This window comes from Aquimarina sp. BL5 (assembly GCF_003443675.1).
Lineage (GTDB): Bacteria > Bacteroidota > Bacteroidia > Flavobacteriales > Flavobacteriaceae > Aquimarina.
Genome location: NZ_CP031963.1, coordinates 128,415 through 148,395 on the forward strand (window position 1 = coordinate 128,415; position 19,981 = coordinate 148,395).

The window sequence follows — 19,981 nt, forward strand, 5'->3', positions numbered from 1 at the left end:
CGAATAATATTTTAAACAAATCACCAATGAAAAAGGCATTATTCTATTTTTTACTTTTTTTGATTTCCAATTTAGGCTTTAGTCAACAACAAAAATATATTCCGGGAGAAGTTCTGGTTAAACTTCAAAAAGATTATTCTTCTAAATCTTTTTTACAAGACTTTAGGAAGTCAAGTACACAATTGAGTAATCCAGTTTTAGTTTCAAAATCATTAAATATTTGGAAATACAGTTTTGATTCGAATGCAGTAAAAATGGAAGATGTTTTAAAAAGTGTATCACGAAATAAAAATACACTGATCGTTCAAGTAAATCATATTATTGAAAAGAGAGCAACTATGCCTGATGATACTCGTTATGATAGACAATGGCAATATTTTCAAGAAAATGACAAGGATATCGATGCAGATGAAGCTTGGGATATTACAACCGGGGGCACAACTGCTAACGGTCATGAAATAGTGGTTGCAGTTATTGATGATGGGATCCAATTTGATCACCCAGATCTGCAAGGTAATATTTGGATGAATTCACAAGAAATAGCAGGAAACAATATTGATGATGATGGGAATGGATATGTGGATGACGTAAAAGGATGGAATACTGCGACTAATGACGATAATGTTGGGGATTTGGGACACGGAACCCCAGTTAGTGGAATAATAGGAGCAAAAGGAAATAATAATCTTGGAGTAGCTGGAGTGAATTGGGATGTGAAAATAATGGCTATAGATGGAGGGACAGGTGTTGAAGAAGAAGTTATCAGAGCGTATTCTTATATATTAGACAATAGAAAATTATATAATGAGACCAATGGAGAAAAAGGCGCTTTTGTAGTTGCTACAAATGCTTCTTGGGGAGTTGATTTTGGTCAACCGGAAGATGCTCCATTATGGTGTGCATTATATGATGAGTTAGGACAGCATGGGATTTTGAATGCTGGCGCAACAATTAATGATAATCAGAATATAGATATTGTAGGAGATTTGCCAACAGCTTGCCCTAGTGATTTTCTGATTTCAGTTACTAATATGAATCAAGATGACGAAAAAGTTAGATTCGCAGGTTTTGGAAAAACTACTATTGATCTTGGTGCACACGGTGAAAATGCGTACACAATAACTTCTGGAAGCGGTTATGGGGGATTTGGAGGTACTTCTGGAGCAACACCTCACGTTGCAGGCGCTATAGCTTTATTGTATGCCGCTCCTAGTAATACATTTGCAGAATTGGCAATAAGTAATCCAAAAGAAGCAGCAATGAAAGTGCGTGGTTATATTTTAGATAATGTTGACCCAAATACTAGTTTAGAGGATATAACGACTACTGGTGGTCGATTAAACCTGTTTAAAAGTTTACAGGCATTGATGAATGATCAAGTACTCTCTATAGATGATCTTCCTAGTCAATCTAATCATGAATTTTTATTATACCCAAATCCCGCACAGGACATAGTACAGTTTAAAACTAATTCTGATATAAAGATTAAGTCGGTATCTGTTTATACGACTACAGGAAAATTGGCAAATAAATTTAATGATGTTACTTCGTCAATGGATGTTTCTGATTTAAGTAGTGGCTTATATATTGTAAGATATGAAGTAGCGAGTACTAACTCCTTGTATCATACGATGCTGTTAAAAAGATAGTATAGTTTTAAATAAAGAATCAGAACTGTTGTTTTTGGTTCTTCATTTAAATCAAAAATTGTATACCTTTACAGTATTGTTTATTTAATTAAATACTCTTTTTCTAATGAATAGGGATCTTACGGCTTATAGAAAATCTTATGATAAAAAGGCATTGGAAGAAAGCGAGTTGCCCGAATCTCCTGTTCAGTTGTTTTCTAGTTGGTTTAAAGAGGTTGAAGAAGCTGGCGGAGTAGAAGAAGCAAACGCCATGACGCTAACTACCTTTGGTTTAGATGGTTTTCCTAAGGCAAGAATCGTTTTATTAAAACAGTTCGATAATGATGGATTTGTGTTTTATACTAATTATCAATCCGAAAAGGGAAAAGCTATTGCCAATGATAATAAAGTTTGTATTTCCTTTTTCTGGCCGAATTTAGAGCGACAGGTTATAATTAAAGGAGAGGTCGATAAGATATCTGAAGAAGGAAGTAATGACTATTTTCAATCTCGTCCTAGAGGAAGTCAATTAGGTGCTTGGGCGTCTGATCAGAGCCATGTTGTTGAGTCACGTGAAATTTTAGAAGAAAAACTAGCTTCATTAGAAAAGAAGTATCAAGATAAGGAAATACCAAAGCCTGATTTCTGGGGAGGTTTCTGTGTAAAACCAATCGAATTTGAATTTTGGCAAGGTAGACCTAATAGATTACATGATAGAATTAGGTATGTTGCTAAAAAAAATACTTGGAAAAGAGAAAGATTGTCACCTTAAACAAATGATCATTCCATTATAACAAAGTTAGACCTTCTGTTCTTGCGATATTCATCTTCTTCACAATCCTGTCCATCAAGACAGTTATTCACAGGTCTTGTTTCTCCAAACCCTCTATAAGAAAGTATTCTGTTTTCAGAAATATCTTGATCAACTAAATACCTAAATATAGACTCCGCTCTTTTTTGTGATAATACTAAGTTATAATCAGTATCTCCACGACTATCAGAGTGTGTTTCTATTTTGATAATCATATCAGGATATTCCTGTTTCATTAATGATACTACCTTGTCAAGCTCTACAATTGCTCTTTCAGTAATATCCCATTTATCAAATTCAAAATAAATTTCATTTAATTTGATTAGGTCATTTAGAGTTTTATTTAATTCTATATCAGATGTTAATCCGGATGTTGGATCTTGTTCCGTTTTAACTACATCATCATTATTGATTCCAGTACTTTCTGTATTTTCTGATTTGTTTGATGTGTTTAATTCTACAAGATTTTTATCCAATTCTTTTGTTCTGTCCACAAAATTAGTATTGGCATTAGGGCAATTTAAGCCACTCATATCAACAGCTAACTTAAGTTGGTAATAATCTGGAAGATTACATTTATTCATGTAATTATAACCTTTAGAATATTTTTTAGTATCATTAAAAGAACCATTAAACTCTGCAATAACCGGTTGATCTAAAATAGTAACCTCACCTGTTTCATTTATTAGATCACAACTAGTATTTACTTTAATTGCATATCTAATCTCAAAAGGCTCGCTATCAATTTTTACCATTTTGTTTGGTATCGAAAAACTCAACGTTCTGGAAGGTTTATCGTAGGATACTTTAATTCTTTTAGAAGGAAGCACAACAGACTCCTCAGCGAATAGTACATTTTCTGGAAGTATGTCCTTTATAACTGTGTTCTTTGCATCGTCATTACCATCATTATTAATAGTTAGACTGTAAATTATATCCTGATCAGGTGCCACCATATCGTTAGGAAAAACAAAGCTATTGTCAGTATAACGCGATCTTTTTATGATTTGAATAGCTGGTTCGTATATTTCCACACTAAAAGCTACCGCCATAACAGAATATCCATCATTATCTGTAAGTAATCGAAAGCTTGATTTTGTTTGATTGTTACCGATTATACTATTTCTTGGGTTTTTTATATCAAATAGGTCAGCATCATACCCCAATGTGTTTTGACTGGCAGGAACTCTGGATGTAATATTTTTTCCGTTTTCCGTTATATTAGCGTTAAAGAAATTGTTCATGGGATTTGTATTGTCCGTAATTCCTTTGTACTTATTCGTTTCATTAGACATTACCTGAAAACGATCTCCTCGTATTCCTTTATCTCCTTCATAAGAAATCACCCCGATTTTTCCGTGTACAGCTCCTTCTGGAATCGTTTGGAAGTTATCAAAAGAAAACTCTACAGGTTTAGCTTTGGAGTCAATATTTACAAAACCATCATAGACATAAAAACGTTTTCTAGGTTTTGAAGTATCTTCATAAATAACAACCATTGTCCAGCCACCTGCTAAACCATTTCCAAGAGCGGCATCATCATTAATCTCTGATGTTGTAGCTGGAATATTGGCTACAGTGTATGTTCCTGTTGGATCTTCAAGATTCATAATCTGATCAGTAATATCCTTATAACAGGAGTATTGCTTGAACAAGGATTTAGAATCATTATAGTAGTCATGAATTACAGTAGCATCTGTAATAGGGGTATAAGATTCATTACCAGGATATTTAATTTTTATTGAAGTAATATCGTTTTCTCTGTTTTCGTCTGCATAAGCGGCAGTCCAATATAAGCCTACATGCTTAATGGAAGCACAACCAGAAGTAATATCTAAATCCGCACTACTAGAGTTAAAAGTAGATGGATCATTATCTATATCTATAAAGCCCATTCTAAATTGATTATTTAACCCGCCATTGTTATAGCTCTTATTTGGGTTAAAAACATCAGTCCCATCATCATTACTTACTTTTCCTAAAATAGTATTAGAAACGAACTTAAAATCTCCTTTAATGGTAAATTCAGTTCTTTTTTCAAGAGGCACTTCAACCTGACCATATATATTAAACGAAAAATATAGTATAGCAATGACAAGGCTAAAATTCACCTTTTTAAAATCTATTATTTGTCTACAAATTTTCTCCACTTTTCCTTATTTAATCCCTATAGGTTAACTTAAATTTTGTTCTTAAATTGTATCTAATTAGTTAGGGTACTTGTCTTCATTTTAAGGGGAAACCGTAGGTAAATTTAAATTTTAACATTTGATTATGTAAGTAAAAATTGTTCTTTTCGATATAAAATACAGTTTCATCGATTAAATGCACTTAATTATTTAACTCATTTTCATTGAATTAGCGATTTTTTTTCACAATAAATTATGATATGATCTATATCTAATTAACTTAATCTGAAATATTTTTTTGATGAGACGTTTTTTTATTATCGAGGAGTTTTTTTTATGATATAATACTTAGAATTGTAAATGCTTATTCTTAAACTTGCGTATATATAATTTATATTGTTTAAAATAATCCTGAGGCATGAAAACTTTGTACATTATTAGACACGCTAAATCTTCTTGGGAATTTGATTTAGAAGACCACGAAAGACCTCTTAATAAAAGAGGGTTAAATGATGCGGATTTAATTGGTAAAAGACTAAAAACCCTTGTTAATACTATAGATAAGGTAATAAGTAGTGATGCAGAAAGAGCAAAAACTACCGCAAAAATTATTTTAGGTAATCTTGATATTAACGAAAATGTATTCAGTTTAGAATCAAAACTTTATGATTTTAGCGGTCATCAGGTTATAGATGTAATAAAAAGTTGTGATAAGAATATTAATACCTTAATGATTTTTGGTCACAATCATGCATTTACATCTATAGCAAATCTTTATGGCAGTAAAGTAATAGATAACTTACCCACCGCGGGAGTCGTAGGTATTCAGTTTAATGTCGAAAATTGGAGTGATATAGAGGTAGGAAAAACCGTACTTACCCTATTTCCAAAGGAATTAAGATAAAGTTAAATGGTAGAAAATCAAGTTAATAAGTATATAAATAGGGAGTTAAGTTGGCTACAATTTAATGCTAGAGTATTACAAGAAGCATCTGATGATAGTGTGCCATTATTAGAAAGATTACGGTTTATAGGTATATTTTCAAATAATTTAGATGAATTTTTCAAGGTACGATATGCTGCAATTAAAAGAATAGATCTTGCCGGCCGTGATGGTAAGAATGTTCTTAAAGGTAAAACAGCGAGTGAATTGTTGGAACAGATTACTAAAATTGTAATCAAGCAACAGTCTGAAAGTTTAAAAACCATTAATTCTATTGGAGAAAAACTAAAAGAGCACGATATTTTTATCATTGATGAAAATCAAGTAACTACCGAACAAGATAGTTTCATACGTAGATATTTTGTCGATAAAGTTAGCCCTGCATTAGTAACTTATATATTAAATGACCTTGATAAGTTTCCACATCTTAAAGATAGTGTTGCTTACCTGGCGGTAAAATTAGTGCTAAAAGATAAGATACCTAAAGAAGGAACAATATCCAAGATATTACATCAAAAAACTAAAGAAAAAATTTATGCCTTAATCGAGATACCTAAGAACACAGATCGTTTTGTAGTATTACCAGAAAAAGATGGTAAGAAATACATTATTATATTGGATGACTTGATTAGGTACTGTATGCAAATTAACTTCAGTATTTTTGATTACATCAGTGCTTCTGCACATATGATTAAAATCACTAGAGATGCGCAGCTGGATTTTGATAACGATTTTAGTAAAAGTTTTATACAAAAAATTTCGAGTAGTGTAAAATCGAGAAGAGATGGAGAACCTGTAAGATTTGTTTATGATAAAACCATAGATAAGGATACCCTTAATTTTTTAATGGAAAAAATGGGTGTAGATAATGCAGATAGTATTATTCCTGGCGGTAGATATCACAATCGTAGGGATTATATGAATTTTCCTGATTTAGGTAAAAAAGAATTGGTATATCAACCCTTATTACCTTTAACTATCCCTGGTTTAAGTTTACAAGGTAGTTTGTTAGATAAAATTGCAAAAAAAGATTATTTGCAGTACACGCCTTATCACACCTTTTCTTATACCGTAAAATTTTTGAGAGAGTCGGCAATTGATCCAAAAGTGAAAACGATCAAAATTACTATCTATCGATTAGCGAGTATCTCGCATATTGCAAGTTCTTTAATTAATGCAGCAAAGAATGGAAAGAATGTGACTGTACAGATTGAGCTCCAGGCAAGATTTGATGAAGAGGCAAATATTGGATATGCAGAACAAATGCAAAGAGAAGGTGTAAACCTTATTTTCGGAGTTTCGGGCTTAAAAGTACATTGTAAAGCGTGTGTAATTGAGAGAGAAGAAAAAGGGAAATTAAAACGATATGGGTTCATAAGTACAGGGAATTTTAACGAATCTACCGCAAAAATATATACTGATTATACATTATTTACAACAAATGAAGCTATCCTAAAGGAAACAAATAAGGTATTTAAGTTTTTTGAAATTAATTATAAGGTAAGTAGGTATAAGCATTTGTTAGTTTCTCCGCATTATACTAGAAGTTCTTTGGTTAAGTTGATAGATAGTGAAATACAGAATAGTAAGGAAGGTAAGCCATCAGGTATTAAACTAAAATTAAATAGCCTTAGTGATTACTCAATGATTGATAAATTATATGAAGCAAGTAGAGCTGGAGTGAAGATTGATTTAATTATTCGAGGAATATGCTGCTTGATTCCGGGAATTCCTGGAATGAGCGAAAATATCAGGGCAATAAGTGTAATCGATAAGTTTTTGGAACATCCAAGACTTTTGATTTTTAAAAATGGCGGAGATCCTAAAGTATATATATCATCTGCGGATTGGATGAGAAGGAATCTTGATAGACGTGTAGAAATAACATGCCCTATTTATGATACAGATATTAAAGAAGAGCTAATGGATACTTTCGAAATTTGTTGGAGTGATAATGTGAAGGCACGAAAACTTTCAGAGAATCAGGATAATGGGTATATTCGAAACAATAATACGAAAGTAAGATCTCAGATCACCACGTATGATTATTATTTAAGAAAACTAGGAAATTAGATATTTTGTTGACTATAGAAAAATATGGAGCCATTGATATAGGTTCTAATGCAGTTAGATTATTGATCAGTAGCGTCCACGAAGAAAAAGGAAAGACTACTAGGTTTAAAAAAACCAGTTTAGTTCGTGTTCCGATTCGATTAGGTGCTGATGTATTTTTAACGAATAAAATTTCCGAAGAGAATATTACTAGAATGATAGATGCTATGCAGGCATATCACCTACTAATGAAAACACATAAAGTAGTTCGATATAAAGCTTGCGCTACATCTGCAATGCGAGAAGCAGAAAATGGCAAAGAAGTGGCCGATCTGATTAAAGAAAAAACAGGAATAAAGATTGATATTATTGATGGTTCTGATGAAGCAGCAATTATTGCGATGACCGACCTTCATGATTTGATTAATTCTGATGCTACCTATTTATATGTAGATGTTGGTGGTGGTAGCACTGAGTTTACATTATATCATAATGGAAAAACGATAACTTCTAGATCATTCAAGTTAGGAACAGTAAGGCTGTTGAACAATGTTGTTTCCGAAAGTACTTGGAAAGAAGTAGAAGAATGGATTGGAAATGTAACTAAAGGATATTCTAGATTATCTTTGATCGGATCCGGTGGAAACATAAATAATATTTTTAAAAACAGTGGAAAAGGTAATGGAAAACCACTTTCATTCTTATATCTAAGCTCCTATTATGATTTATTAAATTCGCTGTCATATGAAGAGAGAATATGGGAGTTAAACCTGAATCAGGATAGGGCAGATGTAATTTTACCAGCTACTAGAATATATTTGTCCGCTATGAAATGGAGTGGTGCTCAAGAAATTTTTGTTCCCAAAATTGGTCTCTCTGATGGAATTATAAAATCACTATATAGCGATAAATTAGAAAATCGATAAAAGACATAAAAAATCAATTTACTGGCTTTTTGTCGATTTATCATTCGAATATTTGGTCTAAAGTATCTACACAATCTTTAAAATCACTTTTTTTGTGTTAAATTGCTTTAAGAACCAAATTGATTATAAATACTTATGTTATGAATAAAATTTTACTTTTACTATTTACCTTATTTATAGGTACTGTTACTATTAATGCTCAGGAATCAAGATATGGAATTAGAATAGGAGCAAATTTAAGTTCTATTAGTTCTGATGATATTACTGGGGATTTAGATCAGAGTAGAATAGGTGTTGTAGTAGGTTTTTTAGCAGACTATAGATTAACGGATAAATTAAGATTACAACCAGAATTTCAATATTCTGGACAAGGAAATAAGGATAGAGATTTACGCGTTAATTATCTTCAATTACCTGTAATGGTAAAATATAATATTACCGATCTTTTTAATGTTCAATTAGGACCACAAGTTGGTCTTAAGATATGGGAATGGGAGGATAATCAGTCTAGTGATACTGATTTTGGTACATTTGATTTTGCCGGAGTTATAGGGATAGGAGCGAATATAACAGACAACTTTTTTGTAGATCTTCGTTATGCCTTTGGATTGTCTAATGTTTTTGATGATGGAGCTGGTGTAAACATAGACGGATCAAACCGAAATATTCAACTATCCGTTGGATATAGATTATAATTACTTTGCTTTAAAATCCTTTCTGATAGTCAAAAAAGCTCTTTTTTAAGATAATTTTTTGTTGATTAGATTCAATTAGTAGGTCTTTTTTTAGTTTATTAATTATTTTATTAATGGTAACTCTTGTTACCCGAATATAATTAGAGATTTCTTCTTGATTGAGTGGTATATCAATGATGATACTTTGATTATTATCTGATATTGATTCAAACTTTTCCATGAATTCTAGAAGGGCATTGATTAATCGGTGTTCCGCGCTGTTATTTGTTAAAGTTTGTATTCTTCTTTCTAATTGGAAATATTGATTCCCTAGCGCAATCAGTATATCTCTATATTTGAAATGATTTTCTTTTATGTAATTCCTCACATGCTGAATATCAAATTCGTACAATATAGTTTCTTCGTTAAGCGATTCACAGGAGTGGTTTATGTACGAATTATCTATAATTGGGTTCGAACCAAAAACTTGCCCTTTGCTTAGTACAAATAATATTACTTCATCTCCTCTTTCTGTAATACTACTAACTTTTACGACTCCATTTTTTATAAGGTAGAATTTGTTACATATGCATTCTTGATTAGTTATAATTTCTTTTTGATCATAGCAGTTCCGCTTATATTGATTAGCCTTTATAAGGCCATCTAATAAATTAATATACATTCTCTCTTTTTGATTTTTTACAGTAAATCTTTATGAAATGTTAAAATAATATCGATTTAACGTTTAAAATCATGTTTGATTATCATTATTACATATTTTTTTTATGGTAATCATATCATTTATTACCGCTCATAACTATAATAAAGTAAAGTTTATGTTAGAATATTTATAGCTAAAAAATTGAAGCTGCTATAATTTCGAATCTGATAAATATTAATTTTTAACTCTTAAACTCAAACCAGTTATGAAAACAGTTAGTCTAAAACCAACTTGGACGTTTTTTATCGGAATTTTTGTCTTAATCTTTTCATCATCATTCTTGGTAATTATCAAATCAACTCAGGCCGAAATTAAATACAAAGATTCTGTCGTTAGTTATTTCGGAAATGAAAATATCACTGAAAAAGATCTTTTAAAAGAGGCAAAACTTATTGACAAAGCGGATCGTCGTTTCGAATCTAAATGGAAGAATAAAGATCCAAAAGGGATTTCCGAAGAATACACGAGTAAAGGTGCCGTTTTTATGAAACCAGGAGTCAAACCTAGAATAGGTAGAACCCAAATTGAAAAAGAATTTTCTCTAAGTGTAAAATCAGTAGATAGAGTTGAGTTTTTTCAAGATGAATTACAGTTTTTCGGAAAAATGGATGTAGCATTTCAAAGATGTCATATGCTCGGTTATTTAGATTCAAAAAAAGAGCACGTTTTCGAGGGATCTTATGTGATTCTATGGAAAAAAGAAAATGGCCATTGGCTTATAGAGTATGATATGTTTAATTCGGATAAATAGAATTCCACACCTTCCTTAAAAACACTCTTAAAACTCAATACTTAATAAGAACATAGTACTCAATAGAGTAGTATATCTTACGGTAGTTAAACGTATATATCAAGTTTACTACTGATAATTACAAAAAAAATGAAAAACAATAATAAAGAAATAATATCCGCTGTAGATAAATATGGAACACCAGCATATTTTTATGACGGAGAACAATTGATTACCAATTATCAAAATTTAGTTAATGCGTTACCTTCTTGTGTCGATGTATTTTATGCTCTTAAAGTAAATCCAAATGTTTCTTTGGTAAAATTATTACGAGCACAAGGAGCTTGTACAGAAGTATGTTCTATCACAGAAATGGAAATCGCTCTTAAAGCCGGAACACCTGTACAAGATATCATTTATTTAGGTCCTTGTAAAAAAGATGAAGAGCTTAAAAAAGCAATTGCATTAAACATATTTGCTATAGTAATAGAATCTGAAATAGAATTAGAAAGAGTATCTTCTTTTGCTAAAGAACTGGGGATTACGGCTAATGTTGCGATTCGTATTAATCCAGATTTTTCTGCAGAAGGATCTCCTTGGAAAATGGGTGGTAGACCTACTCATTTTGGGATTGAAGAACAACAAGCTATTCGTAATTTTAAAACTTATTTAGATACACCTAATGTAAATATTAGAGGTATTCATGTATATAATGGCACAAATATTTTAGAAGCTAAATCAGTATATGAAAACACTAAGTATATTTTAGGATTATACGAAAAGATTGTTGAAAAATACAATTGTGAATTCACTATGGTTGATGTAGGAGGAGGAATGGGAATTCCATATTTTAATAATCAAGAAGAACTAGACCTTAAAGAATTTCGAAACCTAATGGTCCCGCTATTTAACAATTTTAATAAAAAGTTTCCTAATACTAGAATCATTATGGAATCTGGAAGATTTATAATTGGCACTGCAGGTTCAATGGCGGTAAAAGTAAACAACATGAAATCTAATCATGGAAAAACTTTTGTTGTAACTGATGGAGGTACTAATTGCCATTCCGCAGCGGCAGGCTCAGGAAGAGTTGTAAAAAGAAATTTTCCGATGAAAAATATATCTAATCCAGATGATAGTTTTGTAGATAAATATCAAGTTTCGGGACCATTATGCAGTCCAGATGATATCATTGGGCGCAATATTATGCTTACTAAAGTAAATGTATCCGATATTTTGTTAGTCGAGTTGTCAGGAGCGTATGGTCCTACATCTTCTCCTGGGCTTTTTCATAGTCATGGATTCCCTTCTGAGATATTATTATATCGTGGAGAAACCTACCTCATAAGAGGTAGTGATACAACAGAAGATATTGTAAATAAGCAAATACTAGTAAATTTTAAACAAGAAGAACTAATCTTAAGTTAATTGACACGATAATGGATACTCATAAAATTTTAGATATAATAAAGGAAGGTTTACTAGATAGTATTCCTAATATTACCAAAGAACAGATCTTAATAGAATCTCATCTTAAAAATGATTTAGGAATTGATTCGCTTTCATCTATGTTTTTTCTAACATATTTAGAAGATAACATTAATGGTTTCGAGGTAAATCCTAATAATATAGAAGCTAAACACTTTAATACGTTGCAAACAATTTTCGAATACGTACTTACCGAAATGAATATAAATGTTTCGGTCTTATAACTTATAAAACTTTCATTTTAATTATTGTAGAGAGATTCTAGATTTCTTTACTGTAAGTACTTATTGATACTCTAGTCATTTTACGAGTATCAATAAGCTACTTGTTACTTCAACTTATAAATACTTTATAATGATACCAAAAATTCAAAATTTCTTGGAAGAATCCGTACATCTATATCCTAACGGAATAGCTGTAGTATTCGGAGAAGAAAGATTTACATTTTCTGATATAAATAAAAAATCTGATTCGCTTGCTGCATATTTTCAAAATATCGGTGTTAAAAGAGGTGATCGGGTTGTACTTCAATTAGGAAATACTATAGAGACTGTTATCTCTTTCTGGGCAGTTCTAAAAATTGGAGCTATTGTAATTCCGGTAGGAACTGAGCTAAAATCCAGTAAAATAGAATATATACTTAATGATTCTGGAGCTATAGTTTTAATCACTAAAGACGATATAGCAGTTCGGAATAAAGAACTATTAGATAACTCCAAGCTTAAAAAGATTATTATCCCTAATAAATCATTAAATCTAGAAGAACCCATATTCGTTGATTTTGGACTAGTATCTAATAAAACGGAAAAAGAACTTGCTTCTTCCAGAACAATTAGTGTTGATTTGGCTGCAATTATATATACCTCTGGTTCTACAGGTGAACCAAAAGGAGTGATGTTAACTCATCAAAATATGATTGCCGCTACTGATTCATTAAATAGTTATTTAGGATATAGTAAGGAAGATAAAATCTTATGTGCTTTACCCTTATCATTTGATTATGGTTTATATCAAATGATAATGAGTATTTCTGTTGGAGCAACACTATTATTAGAAACAGAATCGACTTGGCCAATATTTCTATTAAAAAGAATAGAAAAGGAGAAAGCAACAATAATACCTGCGGTACCAACAATGATTATGCTATTGTTTGAACAAAACAAGAAAAATCATTTTGATTTAAGAAGTATTCGTTCCGTAACAAATACGGGAGCAGCCCTTACAGGAAGTAATATTAGTATGATCAAAAGCACGTTTCCAAAAGCTCAAATATTTTCAATGTATGGTCTAACAGAGTGCAAGAGATGCACGTACTTACCACCAGAAGATATTGATAATAAACCAGATAGTGTGGGTGTTGCTATTCCGAATACCGAACTGTGGTTAGTAAACTCTGATGATAATAAAATATTTACTCCAAATACGATAGGTCAATTGGTAATAAGAGGAGCAACTGTAATGCAGGGATATTGGAATAAACCAATTAAAACATCAGAAAAACTAAAACCTGGGAGATATCCAGGTGAAAAAGTATTGTATACCGGTGATTACTGTACTATTGACCAAGATGGATATCTCTATTTTAAAGGGAGAATGGATCATATGATCAATTCTAGAGGTATAAAAGTTAGTCCTAAAGAAGTCGAGGATTATATAGGAAGTATTAAAGAAGTCAATGCTGTTGTAGTAACTGGTGTTCCTCATGTTGATTATGGAGAAGCGTTATTTGCATTCATTGTACTTAACTCAAATGAATCAATCACAGAAAAAGAGATTTTATCCCATTGCTCTTCTAATTTAGAAAATTATAAAGTACCAGAGCATATTCAGATTATAGAATCAATTCCGAAAACTCCTAATGGAAAATTTAATGTAATTGTACTAAAACAAAAAGCATTAAAAATCATAGAAGAAGCTAATAATGCTATATCTATTTAATTATGGAGTTAGTATTGGATATAGAAGGTTTTAAGGTTAATGCTAAAACCTGGGGAGATAAAACAGGTCGACCGCTGCTTGGTATTCATGGTTGGTTAGATAATGCAAATACATTCGATAAGATAGCACCATTATTATCTGAAGATATTTATTTAGTGGCTCCTGATTTAGCAGGTCATGGTTTTTCTGATCATCGATCAATGAATGGTTCTTATTATTTGTGGGACTATGCGGTTGATATATTGAATGTGGTTAACATATTAAAATGGAAGAACTTTTCGATTCTAGCACATTCTATGGGTACAGGAATAGCTGCTATAATTGCGGCTGCTATGCCAGAATCTGTGGATAGGCTAATTTTTATAGATGGTTTAGGTGCTCCTTTTGTAATTAATGAAGGAGATGTTGTATCTAATTTTAGAAAATCAATAAAACAACTGAAAATGGCTAAGAAAACCAAGTTGTTTGGTTTTTCTTCAACAAATTCCTCTCAATTTGATACTAAGGATGAGGCCATTAAAGATAGAATGAAGAGCAACATCAGTAGCATTTCGTATGATGCATCTGCATATTTGATAGAGAGATCTTTATATCAAACATCAAATGGATATCGATGGCGTTATGATCCGCGTATTGCATTACCAGAATGTTATAAGATGACAGAAAGACAAGCACAACTTTTTATTGAAAAAATATCTTGTGAGATACTTGTCATTTTAGGAAAAGAAGGCCTTTTCGCAGATGGAATGTTTAGCGAAAGGCTTAAGAGGTTTAAAAAAGCCGTTATTCATTGGGTGAAAGGTGGTCATCATTTACATCTCGAAGAAACGTATATAGAAACTTCAACATTAATAAATCAATTTTTACAAACAGAATTTTAATTATGAAAAAGAATATATTAGCGATTATAGTATGCTTATTAATGATGTATGCTTCTAATGCTCAAGAAAAAGAAGAACAGAATAAAACGACATTTGCAACCAAAATAATTCATAACAGTGTTGCAGGTTTTTATCCTATTTTCTTTGGTAATTTTGAAACGAATAAAAATTTTGACATTACCTTTTATACTATTTTTTGGACAAATCCGTCTTTTGGAAATTTACCATCCGGAAGTGATCTATTATTAGAAACTTCGGTTGGATTAGGTTTTAAGTTCTTGAACAAGTCTTTATATGTTAATCCATCTTTTGGTTTTACTAGTGGTAAGTTTTCATCCAATAGTACAGGAACTAAAATAGGAGAAGGGATTGTTCCAAGTTTATATGTAAACTATCAAAAAGGTTTGATTGATTTTGAAGGATATATATCTTATTATAAATCAATAAGAGAAGATGATGGTATCCTGACTAAAGATTATCTTTTAAATTGGATGGCTCCAGGAGTAAGTGTAAGTAGGCGTGTAGTCTTAGGAGCTTTTTATGAATCTTTTGGAATTACACGCCAGGAAGAAGGTGATCCCTTACTAGTTTATCAGTGGTTAGGAGGATCGATAAAACTAAAATTTGATAAAGGAATTGCTTTTAGAATATCTGCAGGAGCCACGCTCAATACCGATGCAGGAACATCTGATGAGTTTTATAAAGTTTCTGCATTTATACCTTTGTAATATGCAAACAAATTAAAATAGAAAACCGAACAAGGCGAGTATGAATGGTATGTTATACTCGCTTTATATTATTATCCGTGGATGGATTCTTTTTTACTTAAGGATTTCATAATCTCGGCTTCGTAGATGAGCAGATCTTGCCATTTTTTATCCACTTCTTCGCGATCACCATATTGTCTTGCGAAACCAAGAAACATAGTGTAATGATTCGCTTCACTTACCATCAAATCTTTATAAAATTTTGCTAGTTCTTGATCTTCTAGTTCTTCAGAAAGTAGTTTGAAGCGCTCGCAGCTTCTGGCTTCAATCAAAGCTGCATAGAGTAAGCGATGCACTAATTGTGTTGTTCTACTGCCTCCTTTAGGAAAAAAAGTAACTAATTGAATTACATAATCATCCTTGCGATCTCTGCCTAATGTCCATCCTCTTGCAATAATTTTATCGTGAACCATTTTAAAATGACTAATCTCTTCTTTAACCAGTTTGGTCATCTCTTGAACAAGTTCTGTATACTCTGGAAAGCTAACAATTAAAGATATTGCTGTGGATGTAGCTTTTTGCTCACAATAGGCGTGATCCGTAAGGATTTCCTCGATGTTCTTTTCTACAATATTTACCCATCTTGGGTCCGTGGGAAGTTTTAGGCCTAGCATTATCTGTTTTTTTTGCTTAATATTTAAAGCAAAATTAATGTTTTGTAGTCTCCTAAGCTAACGAGTTTCGTAAAAATGGTGATCAAGGAAAACGAAATAGTATTATATATCCAAATCAAAATCAGATCTCAACTTATCAATAAGAGGGTTTTTTTCGCGAAGTTTTTCGTATTTATCCTGTGGAGTAAAAGCGTATTTTTTTGATGCTTCTTCGTTTACCTTAATATCAAGTGCAATACTATAATTATTAAGTTTTTTGTAGAGAAACTGAAATAATCCAGGTAGTGCACTCTCCATATCGGCTTTCATGGAATTATTAGGTAGTTCTAAATAAATTTTACCATCATTCAATGTAGGTATATTCATTGCAAACATAGAACCAATAATACGTTCTCCTTTTTTGTCTTGCATTTTTCCATAATCTTCCCAACCGGCTTGCATTTCGGATTCAGTGAAATCATCACTTGGTAGGTTTTTGGGATCAACAATAGTGTCTACCTTTTTCTCTTCATGTTCTTTTTTCTTTCGGATACTGCTAAGTGATAACCCTGAAGTGCGACCTTCTCTAGGCTTAACTACTCTCTTATTTTCAGTAGAAGTAGGAGTAATGGTTTCTGTTTGTTTAGCGTTACCTTGTAAGGAAGAAAGCTTTTCTGTTTTGTTATTAACTAGATTAGATGCATCAGATACTTCAGAAATTTCTTTAGACGCTATATCTTCGGACTTTTCATTAGCTGCTTTTTCTTCAGCTTTTTCTTTAAGTTCGGTTGAAACCTTTATGGGTTGGATCCCTTTCTCCTTAAAATAATTAGGAGGGATTATGTAAGGCTGGCCTTTTTTTTTTCTCCGTCTTTAGTAAGAACAGAGGCAAGTTGCATTAAACACAATTCGACTAACAATCGTTGGTTACGACTTGTTTTGTATTTTAAATCACAATCATTTGCTAGTTCAATCCCCTTAACTAAAAATGGATGTGGCGCTTTTTGTGATTGCTCCAAATATTTTGCTTTTGTTTGTTCTCCAACTTCCAATAGATTAATGGTAGCTTGATTTTTGCAAACCAATAAGTCTCTAAAATGAGAAGCTAAACCAGCAATAAAGTGATGACCATCAAACCCCTGAGCTAGTATTTCATTAAATTCTAATAAAAGTTGTGGGATATTATTTTCTAAAATAAGATCTGTAGTTTTAAAATACGTTTCGTAATCTAAAACATTGAGATTCTCAGTAACAGCTTGTCTAGTAAGGTTTTTTCCACTAAAACTAACAACTCTATCAAAAATAGATAGAGCATCACGCATAGCACCATCTGCTTTTTGAGCAATGATTTGTAGTGCATCTTCATCAGCCGTGATTCCTTCTTGCTCCGCTACTTGCATAAGATGTTTCTTAGCATCGGTAACAGTGATTCTTTTAAAATCAAAAATCTGACAACGTGATAATATTGTAGGGATGATTTTATGTTTCTCGGTTGTTGCTAGAATAAAAATAGCGTGCTTAGGAGGTTCCTCTAATGTTTTAAGAAATGCATTAAAAGCTGCCTGAGAAAGCATATGTACCTCATCAATAATATATACTTTATAAGTACCTACTTGTGGAGGAATACGAACTTGATCAATGAGACTCCTGATATCATCTACAGAGTTATTAGAAGCTGCATCTAGTTCAAAAATATTAAAAGCAAAATCTTCATCTGGATTTTCATGACCTTCCTGATTGATGGTTTTAGCCAAAATCCTAGCGCAGGATGTTTTTCCTACTCCACGAGGTCCGGTAAATAATAAGGCCTGAGCGAGATGGTTATTTTCTATAGCGTTAAGCAACGTATTGGTAATAGCCTGTTGACCGACAACATCCTTAAATGTTTGGGGTCTGTATTTACGTGCAGATACTATAAAATGTTCCATCGATACAAAGTTAAAAATAGATTGGAAATAAAGAATTGTTGTTTTTGGTTTTTATACCGAGTTATTAACAGATAAAAATATTATTGAATTCTGAATGCAGGTATATGAATTATTCTATTTTTGCAGCAAGCAGATCACCTTATCGCTGTTCGCGTTTGCGGAGAGAGGAAAGTCCGGACACCATAGTGCAGCATAGCGGGTAACGCCCGTCCGTCGCGAGATGAGGACAAGTGCAGCAGAAAGTATGTACAGGTTAAGCTGTAGTGAAACCAGGTAAACTCTATGCGGTGCAACGCCATGTAAACCAACGCTTAAGAGTTGCACGCTCAATGTTGGAGGGTAGGCGGTTTGATATTGATAGTAATGTCAATACTAGATAAATGATAAGGAGTCCGCCATAGGTGGAATACAGAATCCGGCTTATGATCTGCTTTTTTTATTTTTGACTAAAACTAAATAACTTTTTTACAAATCCTTTAACAAGGACCAATACCAATTTTCTTGTACATTGTGCGATGAAAAGAAAATTGTATTTATGAAATGAGCCATAATAACGAAGTTGTTATTAATTTCTAAGATTACTGGCGAATTCCATCTAACCTATTTGAAAAATTAAAATACATAGATGAATATTGCTATTGTTTGTTATCCAACTTTTGGAGGTAGTGGAGTAGTGGCCACTGAATTAGGAATTGCGCTTGCTAAACTAAATCATCAAGTACATTTTGTTACGTATAAACAACCAGTGAGACTTGGATTATTAAATCCAAATATTCATTTTCATGAAGTTACAGTGCCAGAGTATCCTCTCTTTCAGTATCAGCCGTATGAATTAGCTTTATCTAGTAAGCTAGTAAATACTATAAAGAAGTATGATATTGAGTTATTACATGTACATTATGCGATACCACACGCGTATGCAGGCTATATGGCTAAAAAAATGTTAGAAGAAGAAGGGATACATATTCCAATGGTTACTACTCTGCACGGTACAGATATTACACTAGTAGGGAACCATCCTTTTTATAAGCCAGCAGTTACTTTTAGTATAAATAATAGTGATATTGTAACGTCTGTTTCAGAAAGTTTGAAAGATGATACCTTACGACTTTTCGATATTAAGAAAAATATAGAAGTGGTTCCTAATTTTATTGATGCTAGTCTTCGTAAAACTGATTTCACGGATTGCCAGAGAGAGTTAATGGCAACTTCAGAAGAAAGAATAGTTACTCATATTAGTAATTTTAGACCCGTAAAGAGAATTATGGATATTGTAGATATATTTTATAATATTCAGAAAGAGATTCCTGCTAAATTGTTGATGGTAGGTGATGGACCGGAACGCGAACCTGCAGAAAAAAAATGTAAGGAATTAGGAATTAAGGATAAAGTCATCTTTTTAGGTAATAGTAATGAGATTGATAAGATACTATGTTTCTCAGATTTATTTTTATTACCATCAGAACGTGAAAGTTTTGGGCTGGCGGCGTTAGAAGCTATGGTCAATAAAGTACCAGTAATATCTAGTAATGCAGGTGGTATTCCAGAGGTAAATGTAGAAGGAGTTTCGGGTTATTTAAGTGATGTTGGTAATGTAAAAGAAATGTCAGAAAATGCAATCCAAATTCTCAAAGATGATGATACTCTAAACACCTTTAAAGAAGGAGCGTTTGATCAAGCCTTAAGATTTGATATAGATAATATTGTTCCTATGTATGTAGAGTTGTACGAAAATGCATTGGAGACGGTATAATAATAAAGCACTATCAAGT

General features: G+C 32.1%; 17 protein-coding genes, 1 other RNA gene and 1 pseudogene. 14 read left to right on the forward strand and 5 right to left on the reverse strand.

The window, feature by feature from the left end:
• Window positions 1-26 precede the first annotated feature (26 nt).
• A complete protein-coding gene (locus D1818_RS00665) occupies window positions 27-1,649 on the forward strand; it encodes a S8 family peptidase (protein ID WP_118455379.1) in 1,623 nt (540 codons plus the stop codon).
• Between the two features lie 106 nt (window positions 1,650-1,755).
• The gene (gene pdxH / locus D1818_RS00670) at window positions 1,756-2,400 is read left to right on the forward strand and encodes a pyridoxamine 5'-phosphate oxidase (RefSeq protein WP_118455381.1); all 645 of its coding nucleotides are present in this window, start codon (window positions 1,756-1,758) and stop codon (window positions 2,398-2,400) included.
• An 8-nt stretch (window positions 2,401-2,408) separates the two neighbouring features.
• On the opposite strand, the gene D1818_RS00675 is transcribed toward pdxH, so the two are convergent.
• Window positions 2,409-4,589 (reverse strand): OmpA family protein, encoded by a 2,181-nt coding sequence (locus D1818_RS00675; RefSeq protein ID WP_120752412.1) that lies wholly within the window; start codon window positions 4,587-4,589, stop codon window positions 2,409-2,411.
• Between the two features lie 397 nt (window positions 4,590-4,986).
• Between D1818_RS00675 and D1818_RS00680 the strand changes: the two genes are divergently transcribed.
• From D1818_RS00680 to D1818_RS00695, 4 genes are all read left to right on the forward strand, one after another.
• Window positions 4,987-5,472, forward strand: coding sequence for a histidine phosphatase family protein (locus tag D1818_RS00680; RefSeq protein WP_118455385.1), 486 nt, complete (start codon window positions 4,987-4,989; stop codon window positions 5,470-5,472).
• A 6-nt stretch (window positions 5,473-5,478) separates the two neighbouring features.
• Window positions 5,479-7,584 carry a polyphosphate kinase 1 gene (gene ppk1, locus D1818_RS00685; protein WP_118455387.1) on the forward strand — a complete coding sequence of 702 codons (2,106 nt, stop codon included), beginning with the start codon at window positions 5,479-5,481 and terminating at the stop codon, window positions 7,582-7,584.
• Window positions 7,585-7,589: 5 nt separating this feature from the next.
• Window positions 7,590-8,489 carry a Ppx/GppA phosphatase family protein gene (locus tag D1818_RS00690; RefSeq protein WP_118455389.1) on the forward strand — a complete coding sequence of 300 codons (900 nt, stop codon included), beginning with the start codon at window positions 7,590-7,592 and terminating at the stop codon, window positions 8,487-8,489.
• Between the two features lie 140 nt (window positions 8,490-8,629).
• Window positions 8,630-9,184: a porin family protein gene (locus tag D1818_RS00695; RefSeq protein WP_118455391.1), complete on the forward strand. Its 555-nt coding sequence runs from the start codon at window positions 8,630-8,632 to the stop codon at window positions 9,182-9,184.
• A gap of 10 nt (window positions 9,185-9,194) precedes the next feature.
• Here D1818_RS00695 and D1818_RS00700 read toward each other — a convergent pair whose 3' ends face one another.
• Window positions 9,195-9,845, reverse strand: coding sequence for a Crp/Fnr family transcriptional regulator (locus tag D1818_RS00700; protein ID WP_118455393.1), 651 nt, complete (start codon window positions 9,843-9,845; stop codon window positions 9,195-9,197).
• 244 nt (window positions 9,846-10,089) lie between these two features.
• Here D1818_RS00700 and D1818_RS00705 point away from each other — a divergent pair, with 244 nt between their 5' ends.
• The 6 genes from D1818_RS00705 (at window position 10,090) to D1818_RS00730 (ending at window position 15,649) form a co-directional block, all read left to right on the forward strand.
• Window positions 10,090-10,635: a DUF4440 domain-containing protein gene (locus D1818_RS00705; protein WP_118455395.1), complete on the forward strand. Its 546-nt coding sequence runs from the start codon at window positions 10,090-10,092 to the stop codon at window positions 10,633-10,635.
• Between the two features lie 129 nt (window positions 10,636-10,764).
• Window positions 10,765-12,042: an alanine racemase gene (locus D1818_RS00710; protein ID WP_118455397.1), complete on the forward strand. Its 1,278-nt coding sequence runs from the start codon at window positions 10,765-10,767 to the stop codon at window positions 12,040-12,042.
• An 11-nt stretch (window positions 12,043-12,053) separates the two neighbouring features.
• Complete coding sequence (locus D1818_RS00715; RefSeq protein ID WP_118455399.1) at window positions 12,054-12,326, forward strand: hypothetical protein; 273 nt, start codon at window positions 12,054-12,056, stop codon at window positions 12,324-12,326.
• Window positions 12,327-12,456: 130 nt separating this feature from the next.
• Window positions 12,457-14,040, forward strand: a complete 1,584-nt coding sequence (locus D1818_RS00720; RefSeq protein ID WP_118455401.1) for a class I adenylate-forming enzyme family protein — start codon at window positions 12,457-12,459, stop codon at window positions 14,038-14,040.
• A 2-nt stretch (window positions 14,041-14,042) separates the two neighbouring features.
• Entirely contained in the window at window positions 14,043-14,921 is an 879-nt protein-coding gene (locus D1818_RS00725; RefSeq protein ID WP_118455404.1) for an alpha/beta fold hydrolase, read from the forward strand.
• Between the two features lie 2 nt (window positions 14,922-14,923).
• Window positions 14,924-15,649, forward strand: a complete 726-nt coding sequence (locus D1818_RS00730) for a DUF6733 family protein (protein WP_120752579.1) — start codon at window positions 14,924-14,926, stop codon at window positions 15,647-15,649.
• Between the two features lie 71 nt (window positions 15,650-15,720).
• On the opposite strand, the gene D1818_RS00735 is transcribed toward D1818_RS00730, so the two are convergent.
• From D1818_RS00735 to dnaX, 3 genes and pseudogenes are all read right to left on the reverse strand, one after another.
• Entirely contained in the window at window positions 15,721-16,302 is a 582-nt protein-coding gene (locus D1818_RS00735; protein ID WP_118455408.1) for a tRNA-(ms[2]io[6]A)-hydroxylase, read from the reverse strand.
• 102 nt (window positions 16,303-16,404) lie between these two features.
• Window positions 16,405-16,713: a hypothetical protein gene (locus D1818_RS25865; protein ID WP_369899418.1), complete on the reverse strand. Its 309-nt coding sequence runs from the start codon at window positions 16,711-16,713 to the stop codon at window positions 16,405-16,407.
• A gap of 38 nt (window positions 16,714-16,751) precedes the next feature.
• Window positions 16,752-18,209 (reverse strand): annotated as a pseudogene (dnaX, locus tag D1818_RS00740) (DNA polymerase III subunit gamma/tau); the annotation flags it as partial.
• A 126-nt stretch (window positions 18,210-18,335) separates the two neighbouring features.
• Between dnaX and rnpB the strand changes: the two are divergent.
• Window positions 18,336-18,647, forward strand: an RNA gene (rnpB, locus tag D1818_RS00745) — RNase P RNA component class A.
• Window positions 18,648-18,834: 187 nt separating this feature from the next.
• Entirely contained in the window at window positions 18,835-19,962 is a 1,128-nt protein-coding gene (gene bshA, locus D1818_RS00750; RefSeq protein ID WP_118455410.1) for an N-acetyl-alpha-D-glucosaminyl L-malate synthase BshA, read from the forward strand.
• Window positions 19,963-19,981: the final 19 nt, after the last annotated feature.